Raw genomic sequence first — 1,675 nt, 5'->3', positions numbered from 1 at the left:
ACGCGAGTGCAAACGCAACCTGTCAACGTAATGATAAAACCCGGTGGATGAGGTCGGGAACCGCATGCCGCCAAGTTCCGCAATGACGGACGCCGGCGCACCTTCGAATGCGTGCGAACGCAACCTTCCGCCAAATTCGCCGGACTCGTAGATCACCGGTTTGAGGCCCATCTTCATCAATTCATAGGCGCATACCAAACCCGCCATACCCGCGCCAATGATCGCAACCTCGCGCCCGTGCTTTTCCGCCGGGACCGTGCCTAGCCCTGCCGGGTGTTTCAACCAATCGTCGAAGGCAAAGGTGAAATCGGGACCAAAGGCGGTGACGGAGTTCGGGGCGGCAGTCATGGCGTTGCGCCTTTCGTTGAGAGTGCAGCTTAGATATCGGGGCGGCGGTCGCGCAGATAGGTAACGTCAGAGCGGGTCTTGTTGATCAGGTCGTGGTCCAGATCGGCAATCAACAATGTTTCCGCCTGGCTGGCGCGCGCAAGATCATCGCCACCGGGGCTGCAAACACAAGATTTGCCGCAATAGGAGAATGCGCCTTCGGCGCCGACATAATTGGCATAGACCATGAACACGCCGTTTTCCTCTGCCCGCGCAGGCACAAGCCTTGTCGCCACGCTGTCATATGGCACCATGTTCGCCGTCGGGGTCAGGATCAGATCAGCGCCGTCAAGCGCCGCAGCCCGGATCAATTCTGGAAATTCAACGTCATAGCAGATCGAGAGCGCCAGTTTCCAGCCGCGCCAGTCGACCACCGATGACCGCGCTGTCCCCGGTGCAAACTGCGTCCGGTCTACCGCGCCATAAAGATGGGTCTTGCGGTAATTCAAAACCGGCACGCCATGCTCATCAATCAGTTGCGCCGCGTTGTAGATCGTACCGTCCGCCCCACGTTCGGGATAGCCATAGGCCACGGCAACCCGGTGATCCCGCGCCAGACCCGCGATTTGGCCGGCCCAGACGCCATCGGCAGGCTGCGCCAAACCCTCAACGAGCGGCGCCCCGATGTTATAGCCGGTCAGAAACATTTCAGGCGTAACCAACAGGTCAGCCCCTTGCGCGGCGGCCTTTGCGACCGTAGCGGCAAGACGGGCCATGCCGTCGCCGTCGGCAGGACGGATCGGCGTGGTTTGAAGGCATGCGATTCTCATCCTCTGATCATAGATGGTGATGGGGGACGAGGCCAGATCGCATGGTGTGAACCGCTGTACTTCCTTTCAAAAACCGAAGCAATCTGCGCTAAAACGCCCGGTTCCAGTCGGAACGCTCAATTCGCAAACCGCTGACCGATGGAACGTGATCCCGCCCGCGACTTTTGCAACTGGCTTCATCGGGTCATTGATCTTATCGTGCAGGTTCAATCTGCTCCCCTTGCGGAATAGAAGTTCAACCCGGATGCGGATATTGTGAAAATAATTTTGGCTGAAGACGACGAACAAGTCGCTAAATTCATCATCAAGGGTCTGGAAGAAGCGGGCCACAGTGTCGATCACGTCAGCGATGGACGCGACGCGCTGAGCTATTGCCTGTACAATCGCTGCGACATCGGAATTTTTGATCGCATGATGCCGGGTATGGATGGCCTGTCACTGGTGAAAGCGTTGCGAGCCGCATCCAATGAGATGCCGGTGATTTTCCTGACCGCGCTTGGCGATGTCGATGATCGCGT

Annotated in this window: 3 protein-coding genes; 1 reads left to right on the top strand and 2 read right to left on the bottom strand. The window is 58.1% G+C overall.

The features are described from left to right. The coding region (locus L0H65_RS19590; RefSeq protein ID WP_301460859.1) for an FAD-dependent oxidoreductase at positions 1–348 on the bottom strand (348 nt) is incomplete at its 3' end. Between the two features lie 29 nt (positions 349–377). Further along, positions 378–1,157, bottom strand: coding sequence for a carbon-nitrogen hydrolase family protein (locus L0H65_RS19585; protein WP_301460858.1), 780 nt, complete (start codon positions 1,155–1,157; stop codon positions 378–380). 267 nt (positions 1,158–1,424) lie between these two features. On the opposite strand from L0H65_RS19585, the gene L0H65_RS19580 reads away from it, so the two are divergent. After that, a partial coding sequence (locus tag L0H65_RS19580) for a response regulator (RefSeq protein ID WP_301460857.1) occupies positions 1,425–1,675 on the top strand: 251 nt, incomplete at its 3' end.

Source organism: Pseudorhodobacter sp. (genome assembly GCF_030452865.1).
GTDB lineage: Bacteria > Pseudomonadota > Alphaproteobacteria > Rhodobacterales > Rhodobacteraceae > Pseudorhodobacter.
Note: the sequence above shows the minus strand (reverse complement) of the source record. Positions and strands in the feature narration are given on the sequence as shown.

What these genes read in the sequence shown, in the direction of transcription:
- L0H65_RS19585 (WP_301460858.1), bottom strand. Translation starts at nt 1,157, where the DNA reads ATGAGAATCGCATGCCTTCAAACCACGCCGATCCGTCCTGCCGACGGC.